The organism is bacterium, from assembly GCA_026416715.1.
Taxonomy (GTDB): domain Bacteria; phylum UBP4; class UBA4092; order JAOAEQ01; family JAOAEQ01; genus JAOAEQ01.
In genome coordinates this window covers 20975-29975 of the sequence record JAOAEQ010000032.1, presented here as the reverse complement: position 1 = coordinate 29975, position 9001 = coordinate 20975, and the positions used below count along the sequence as shown (strand labels likewise).

Here is a 9001-nt window from a genome sequence, read left to right as displayed (position 1 = left end):
GAAATTGATATCGGTACCATCCGGTTGTGGCGGAAGATATGCTGTCCAGAGATTCCCACTAACATTTGACATCGAGTAATTCCCGACATTCGATTTAACCTGTACCGTAAATCCGGTCGTATCATCAGTTACAGTTGCATAAATTAGGATACTATCGGTAGAAGTCGGGATTCCCGGAGAATAGAGCGTTCCGGAAATCGTTGGCGGTAAATCTGACGGCATACCATATCCTGGGGTACGTAACACGCTCTGGATAAAACTACCGGAAGCTGTCGCAGTGAAATCTTCACTAGTTTCATCATGTCCCGTTAGACCGTTACCACCGGTGAAGGTTTCAGTAACTTCAATCGGATTGGTTTGTTTCCGTTGAATTGAATATCCCGCTGCATGGTTACCAGCAGCAGGCTTCTGATTACCAGTTGGTGTATCAGCTAAATAACTGGTAGGCGTTGAATCTGCATCCGGTCCATCTGTCGAAACCCCGGTTTTATCACAGAAATATGCTACAGAAGTTCCCCAGCAGACATAATCTACATCCTTCACAGTATCCGTAGTTCCATCCCAGTAGAACAGCATTACTGCTTCACTAGCATTAGAAATTAACCCGTTTGTACTACCCCCCACGAAACCATTTGTTGGTACAACCATTGGAGTTGCAGTACTGGGTCCATAGGTACTAATTTTATAAGTAGCGGGAATATCTTGTGACGAAAATGCATTTGCAGAAATCACGATATATGCACCTGGTGCAATGGTTGCACCATTGGGAAATTTAACCAAAAAATCGGTTCCCGCACCTGTAGGCGTTACTGTTCCATCAACAATCCCAGTATAATTCGGTTTACCACCAACTACATCCATACTATCAGTTAGATAATAGTTGGTTAGGTCAACCGCAGTCGGTCCCGGATTGTAGATTTCGATATATTCAGCCGAACTCGGAGTAACTACCACTTCACTAATCAACAAATGCGCAGCAAAACCCGGAGTGAAAACAAGCAAAACAAGACCTAAGATGATCAAAAAACTTTTTTGCATAAACATCATCCCTCCTTTACCTTATAAAATATTTTTGTTGCTTGAACCTTACGGAGTAACAATTCCACCGGAGAACCGGCAGATATTCCCGTTACTCATAATCCCGTTCGTCGGGTCATACCAACTTTTCATCCGACACGGTTGTACTCCGGATTCGGACTCGAAATCTCCATCCGGTCCGACACTCCATAATCCATATTTAACATTCGCTTTCGTTCGGTCTGTATACCACCGGTCATCACTCGCACTTGACCCTTCACCGAGTTCATCTCCCGGAAAACTATACGGAACATACATCGAAATAACCGACTGAATTCCGTCTGTCCATCCCGGACCTGGCGCACGATATCGCAGTGTCCGTTGTGGAATCGTTCCTGCAGTCTGATATCGGTCAAACGGGTCTTTAGGCCAGCTGGTGATATACGCGATTGGCGTAGTCAGTTCGTATGGAATAATGTAGTTATTTGCTGCTTGTGGATGCGGGCTGTAATATTGACGAGCGCCGGGATAATCGGTATTATCTACATAATACGATTCTAATCCGGTAGCAACCACGCGCATACCACTTTTCGCTGCAGAACATTTCGACCGGGTCTGCGCCGCTAGGAAGTTCGGAATCGCTATCGCTGCAAGAATGGCAATAATCGCTACAACAATCAATAACTCAATCAACGTGAATCCCAAAATATTCTTTTTCTTCATACCATTTTCACCTCCTTAAAAAACATAGTTAATGACTAATACTATTCTACCTAAAAAGAAATATTATAGCAAATAAAAAAACAAATTAATTACATTAATTACAATTATTTCCGAAAATCTCCTTTTTTGTTTTGCTCCTATCGCGATTCGCTTAATCGAACGATAAACCCGAGACTGGTCGTTCCGTTTGTCGGGTCATACCACATTCGTTTCGGTACCGGTTTGTGCGTAAATAATTTCCAGCTCCTATCATTCGGAGAAGAACTCCAGAGCGCATATTTTACCGGACTCGCCGTAGCAGGACGTTGTGTTCCAGAATCAGTGGTTCCTTGATAGAGAATATCAGTTGCATCCGCACCTTCGTCATCTGGATATGCCCGTGGAACCCAAAGCCCTAATTGAGCTGCAGTTCCGTTATGATAACCGAATCCCGGATGATGGTATTTTATCGCTAAATGACCGCCTTCAAACATATTGAACGGATCAGTCGGTCGAGAAGTTAGATACGCTATCGGTGTCGTTATTTCAAACGGATATTCATAACAATCTCTTCGGTTTGGAACCGCTATCCATTCACGCATCGGCGGATAACCAGTCTGGTCAACATAATATGCTTCTAACCCGAGCATTCCTATTCGCAACGCAGTTTTAACGTCAGCTACTTTAGCGCGAGTTTGCGCGGCCATAAAGTTCGGTATCGCTATTGCAGATAGAATCGCAATAATCCCGACGACGATTAATAATTCGATTAAGGTAAATCCTTGTTTATTTTTGTTCAATGACGCTAATTCCATCTGGATAGTTAATAAAGTTTTAGCGAAATAAAATCGATCTATGCCAAGAAGAAATCTGCGCACTCTGCGTCCTTTGCGGTGAAAAGATTTTTTTTTCATTCATCCGTCCCGAACGGGACTATATCGTTTTTTTCTCCGATTGCATTCCCAGCATTGCATGCTGGGCTAAATTCAATCGCCCTTTACAGGGCTTCTTCCAAAATGTAGATTAAAATTTCACCGGATAATCTCCACGAAAACAAGCGACACAAAACTCCGGCGCTTCTTCCCCCATAACTTTCAGGAGACCGTCTATACTAAGATATCCAAGACTATCCACGCGAAGATATTTTTTTATTTCATCGAGTGTATGCGTTGCCGCAATCAATTCATTTCGTGTTGGCGTATCGATACCATAATAGCAAGGATAACGATACGGCGGACTCGCTATTCGGAGATGGACTTCTTTCGCACCACCGTTCCGCAACATTTTAACAATTTTCCGGCAGGTTGTTCCACGGACAATCGAATCTTCAACCACCACTACTCGTTTCCCTTCAAGCACATCTCGTACCGGGTTATGTTTGATTTTAACCCCGAAATCGCGAATACTTTGTGTCGGTTCTATAAACGTTCTGCCGACATAATGGTTCCGAATTAACCCGAGTTCAAACGGTATCCCCGATTCAGCGGAATATCCGAGCGCATGCAAATTCGCTGAATCCGGAACTGGGATAACAATATCCGCATCCGCCGGATGTTCTTTCGCTAACTGCCGCCCGAACGCTTTCCGGATATTAAACACTTTCTTGTTAAATACGATACTATCCGGTCGCGCAAAATAAATGAATTCGAAAATACATTGCTGAATATGTTTTCCATTTTGTGCCGTTGTTTTCGGAAGATACACGGAACGAAGCGATAAATCGTTTTCGATGATAACCATTTCTCCGGGTTCAACTTCGCGAATATATTGCGCATCGATAATATCAAACGCGCAGGTTTCCGATGCTAAAAGCCAGGCATCGCCGAGTTTGCCGAGACTTAACGGACGGAATCCGAGCGGGTCTCGCACCCCAATCAGTTTATCTTTGCTCAACACTAACAGCGAATAAGCACCACGAACCTGCTGCAGCGCATCAACCAGTTGTTCTTCTAACGTTTCCTTTTTCGATTTCGCGATAAGGTGAACGATAACTTCTGTATCAGTTGTTCCGGTAAAAATCGACCCTTCAGTTTCTAACTGCGTGCGGAGCATTTCGCTGTTAACCAAATTGCCATTATGCGCTAATGCTAATTCTCCGCGATAGGTTGTAACCCGTATCGGTTGCGCGTTCCGAATATGACTATGTCCGGTGGTTGAATACCGAACATGACCGATAGCGGTGGTTCCTTTCAATGCATTCAGTATCTGTTCATTATAAATTTCTGAAACCAATCCCATCGCGATATGACTCGAAAATACTTCGTCATACCGCGCAACGATACCTGCACTTTCCTGCCCACGATGCTGCAAAGCGTACAGACCGAGATAGGTTATTTTCGCTGCTTCCGGATACCCGGCTATTCCGAAAACACCACAGGATTCTTTTATAGAATACGACATTTTTTTATTCCTTATTATAAAAATCTAAGCGCAAAGAATGCTCATATTGAATATTACTCTATAGTTGTATTGCGCTATAGTATGCTTTATGCAATTCTGAAATTGGAATATCAATCAGATGGTCGCGCCGTCCTCGCCCGCGTTCGTTCAATCCGATATGTAATTGCTTTCCGCCAACTAATCCGAGCACTGTCATCGGAACGTGATATTGTAGCATAATCTTTTCTAATCGGGTCAGGTTCTTCTCAGCCACAGATACGATAATACGCGACTGCGATTCGCTAAATAACGCGACTGACGGCATGAACCGTTTTGCAGGAAGATTAACTTTCGCGCCAATGTTTCCAGCGAGACAACATTCCGCGAGTGCGACCGCAAGTCCGCCTTCTGCGCAATCATGTGCGCTATGAATGAATCCGTGCGCAATTGCGGTTAATACTGCTTGATGTAATCTCATTTCTTTTTCTAAATCGAGTGATGGCGGTTTCCCCGCAACGCGGTTATGTATCACTTTCAGATATTCACTACCACCGAGTTCTTCTTTCGTTTCACCAAGGAGAACGATATAATCCGAATCATGTTTAAATCCGAACGTAGTATATCTCCGAGGATTCGATTGATAATGTTCAATCAGACCGAGCATTCCGATAACTGGGGTAGGGTAGATAGCTACTCCTTCCGTTTCATTATAGAAACTCACATTCCCACCCGTTACCGGTGTTCCGAGCGTTTTACACGCTTCTGCGATTCCGTTCACCGCTTCAATGAACTGCCACATAATTTCCGGTTTCTCCGGATTCCCGAAATTCAAACAATCGGTTATCGCAATCGGTTTCGCACCGACACAAACACAGTTTCGCGCCGCTTCCGCAACCGCAATCCGTCCGCCGAGGTTCGGGTCGAGATAACAGTATCGTCCGTTACCGTCGGTAGTTACCGCAATCGCCGTATTCGTTTTTTTGATACGTAACACAGCAGCGTCTCCTTGTCCGGGGAGAACAATTGTATTCGTTCTCACCATATGGTCATACTGTTCGTATATCCACTGTTTACTACCGATATTCGGCGAATTCAGAAGACGCAGTAAAACCTGGTTATAATCGTTCGGTTCTCGTAATTTCGATAAATCTACCGATTGTAACGTATCAATATATTTCGGTTTTTTCGCTGGACGGTTATATACCGGCGCGTCATCCGTTAACGATGATACCGGAATTTCTGCTACGATTTGGTTTCCATCTTTAATCCGCATCATTCCATCAGTTCGAACTTTGCCGATAACCACCGCTTCCAAATCCCATTTTGCAAATATCTGTTTAATTTTCTGTTCGTACCCTTTTTTCCCGCAAATAAGCATTCGTTCCTGCGATTCCGATAACATCACTTCATACGGTGTCATACCGGTTGCACGACGCGGAACTTTTGCTACATCTATTTCAATCCCACTTCTTCCTTTCGCTGGCATCTCGCAACTTGAACAGGTTAACCCAGCGGCGCCCATATCCTGAATTCCAACAATATAATCCTGTTTCATCAATTCCAGACACGCTTCCAGCAGTTTCTTTTCCATAAACGGGTCACCGACTTGCACGGACGGTCGGTCTTCCTGCGAATGTTCATCCAGTTCTTCTGAGGCGAACGTGCATCCATGAATCCCGTCACGGCCAGTCGTCGACCCGACATAGATTATCGGATTATCTTTCCCGCAGGCTATCGCTTTATAAATCTTATCTGTTTTAACTAACCCGACACACATCACGTTCACCAAACAGTTATCCCGATACGTCTCTTCAAAATATACTTCACCGGCAACCGTCGGAATTCCCATACAGTTTCCGTAGCCGGCAATCCCCGCAACAACACCGGATAAAAGATGTTTCGATTTCGGGTCGTTCAACTGCCCGAACCGGAGCGAGTTTAATGACGCTATCGGTCGCGCGCCCATGGTGAAAATATCGCGGATAATTCCGCCAACTCCGGTCGCTGCGCCCTGATACGGTTCAACTGCGGACGGATGATTATGCGACTCGATTTTCATCACGATCGCGAGCCCGTTTCCGATATCGATGATTCCAGCGTTTTCGCCTGGACCTTGCAAGATGCGCGGTCCGTTCGTCGGGAATTTTTTCAGATGAATCCGAGAACTTTTATAACTGCAATGTTCTGACCACATCACCGAATATATCCCGAGCTCAGTAAGAGTCGGCTGTCGGCCAAGAATATCAAGTATCCGCTGAAATTCTTCTTGGGTTAACCCATGTTGTTCGATTAATTCCGGGGTTATATCAGTGGTGCAAATATGGTTATTTCGCATAAGGTATATTTCTTATTATAACTTGATTTTATTTGAGTTATATCTGATATTTAATGTTAATTATTGAGATTGTTACCTATGTTTGCAAACGGAGTAGAGTGGGTATTGCTCAAAGCAATTCCCACCCAACTCCACTCAATCTCGTCTATTAATCGCCAATCATTTACGCAATTGCGAACCTGTTCAGAATCGAATCGAAAATCAGTTTACCATCCGCTGAACCGAGAATCGGTTCCGACGCTCGTTCCGGATGTGGCATTAGTCCGAGAATATTCTTATCCCGATTACAGATGCCAGCGATGTTATCAAGCGAACCGTTCGGATTTGCGTTCGCCGTGATTCTGCCGTTCGGCTCGCAGTAGCGGAATATGATTTGGTCATTTTTAATCAATTCTTGATAACCTGATTCGTCGATGTAATAGTTCCCTTCACCATGAGCAATCGGGATTTTCAAGACTCGGTTCGGTTGGCATACGTTGGTAAACGGCGTTTCGGTATTCTCGGTTCGGATATAAACATATTTGCAAATAAACCGTAGCGTGGTATTTCGGCGCATCGCCCCAGGAAGAAGCCCTGCTTCAAGCAGAATCTGGAATCCGTTACAGATACCGAGCACAAGCCCGCCGTTATTAGCAAATTTTATTACCGATTGCATGATGGGCGAGAATCGTGCAATTGCGCCGGTTCGCAGATAATCCCCGTAACTGAACCCGCCAGGAAGAATAATCAAATCGCAGTTCTGTAACGAATGTTCTTTATGCCAGATATATACTGTTTCCTGTTTCAGAACATGTTTACTTACATAGTAACAATCATGGTCACAATTTGACCCTGGAAAAACGATAATTCCAATTTTCATAATTTTTTATACCTAAGAACCATACATACTCGAAGAACACCAAGAATACGCAGTCAAACTTTGTGCCTTGGTGCCTTTGTAGTAGATTTTATTCTATTGAATAGTGGTAATCCTCAATAACAGGATTCGCGAGAAGCTGGTCACACATTTTATGCACCTGTTTTTCAACCGTTTTTTTATTCTTGCCGTTAATTTCCAGTTGGATGAACCGACCGACACGCACCTCAGCGACTTCTTTAAATCCGAGCGAATGTAACGCGTTCTGCACCGCTCTCCCTTGCGGGTCAAGCACCGATTTTTTTAATGTTACATAAATATTAACTTTGAACATTTTTACGCTCCTAAAAATCTTAACTGCAAAGTCGCAAAGTAGGCAGAAAGGATACTATCATGTTGATACTATCTTAATTCTTTACAACGTAACCACGCCTAAACGTTCTTTGCAGTTAACTTTTGATATTAGGCTTAAGTGGTATTGTAAACGAGAACGTGCTGCCTTTTTCCGGTTCGGATTCAACCCAGATACGACCGCCGTGCGCCTCTATTGCTAGTTTGCAAAAGGTTAATCCGAGTCCGGTATCAAATTTTTTTCCAAGTTTTTTCGTCTCAACTTGCGTGAATTTATCGAAAATTTTATCCTGATATTCTTTCGGTATCCCTTCTCCATTATCAATAACATTAACCTGAATCATCTGGTCCTGCGGGTTGAACGATGCGGTAACTTTAACCTGCCCCTCGTTCGGATACGTATGTTTAATCGCATTGCTGATTAAGTTAGTTAACACCCGATATAATAATCCTTTATCCGCATTCAGCGGTGGGAGATTATCCGGAATATCCATAGATAAGGTTTTATTATCCGGTTCCGCAAGGATTTTCAATGATTCAAGATTCTGTTCAACGATTTCACGCAGCGGAAAGGTTTCATATTTTAATTTAAGTTGCCCTTCTTCCATTCGGCTGATATCCAATAGATTCGCAATCATATTCAGGAGATACTCGCTATTCCGATACGCATCGTTTAACGGTTTAACCTGTTTCTCCGGCACTTCCCCGAGCATATTTGACGTTACTATCCGCAGATAACCCATAATTGCGGTTAACGGATTTTTTAAATCGTGAACAATCATATGGGTTAATCCATCTTTCAATTGAGCGAGTTCAATGAGTTTCTGGTTCTGCTCGGCAACGGTTCGATAACTTTCCTGCAATGCATCGTTCAACCGTTTGATACGCAGCAGCGATTTAACGCGAGTGAATAATTCTTCTTTATTAAACGGTTTGGAGATAAAATCATCTGCACCAACTTCAATCCCTTTAATTTTATCTTCAATATCCTGCAATGCGGTAACCATTACGATGGGGATAAATTGGGTTTTCGGATCGTTTTTTAATCGCGAGCAGACTTCATAGCCATCTATTCCCGGCATCATAATATCTAACAGAATGATATCCGGTGGGTCTTGCTCAACTTTCTGTAACGCTTCTTCGCCGTTATATGCTTTAATCACACGATATCCTTCCAGTTTGAGATACGCTTCAAGTAACGTCACATTCTGTTCGATATCATCTACTACCAGGACTGTAGCTTTCGGGGAATTTTGTGTGTCCATAGTTTTATTCTACTCTTGTTGAGAATACCTCGGTATATTTTCTTTTGGGTTAAAACCCAATTGGTTTTTGCATCTTGAATTCCCCGAGTTAAAACT

The 9001-nt window shown here is 43.4% G+C and carries 6 protein-coding genes and 2 pseudogenes; all 8 read right to left on the bottom strand.

The features are described 5' to 3' along the window. Positions 1–1038, bottom strand: a 1038-nt coding sequence (locus N3A72_11575; protein ID MCX7920216.1) for a lamin tail domain-containing protein, incomplete at its 3' end; no start/stop codon positions are given. A gap of 606 nt (positions 1039–1644) precedes the next feature. Continuing rightward, positions 1645–1740 (bottom strand): annotated as a pseudogene (locus tag N3A72_11570) (prepilin-type N-terminal cleavage/methylation domain-containing protein). 680 nt (positions 1741–2420) lie between these two features. Further along, positions 2421–2534: pseudogene (locus N3A72_11565) on the bottom strand (prepilin-type N-terminal cleavage/methylation domain-containing protein). 208 nt (positions 2535–2742) lie between these two features. Continuing rightward, a complete protein-coding gene (purF, locus tag N3A72_11560; protein ID MCX7920215.1) occupies positions 2743–4119 on the bottom strand; it encodes an amidophosphoribosyltransferase in 1377 nt (458 codons plus the stop codon). A 58-nt stretch (positions 4120–4177) separates the two neighbouring features. Then, a complete protein-coding gene (purL, locus tag N3A72_11555; protein ID MCX7920214.1) occupies positions 4178–6433 on the bottom strand; it encodes a phosphoribosylformylglycinamidine synthase subunit PurL in 2256 nt (751 codons plus the stop codon). Between the two features lie 163 nt (positions 6434–6596). After that, positions 6597–7292, bottom strand: a complete 696-nt coding sequence (gene purQ / locus N3A72_11550; GenBank protein MCX7920213.1) for a phosphoribosylformylglycinamidine synthase subunit PurQ — start codon at positions 7290–7292, stop codon at positions 6597–6599. An 88-nt stretch (positions 7293–7380) separates the two neighbouring features. Continuing rightward, entirely contained in the window at positions 7381–7623 is a 243-nt protein-coding gene (purS, locus tag N3A72_11545) for a phosphoribosylformylglycinamidine synthase subunit PurS (GenBank protein MCX7920212.1), read from the bottom strand. A 115-nt stretch (positions 7624–7738) separates the two neighbouring features. Beyond that, entirely contained in the window at positions 7739–8905 is a 1167-nt protein-coding gene (locus N3A72_11540; protein MCX7920211.1) for a response regulator, read from the bottom strand. Positions 8906–9001 lie beyond the last annotated feature (96 nt).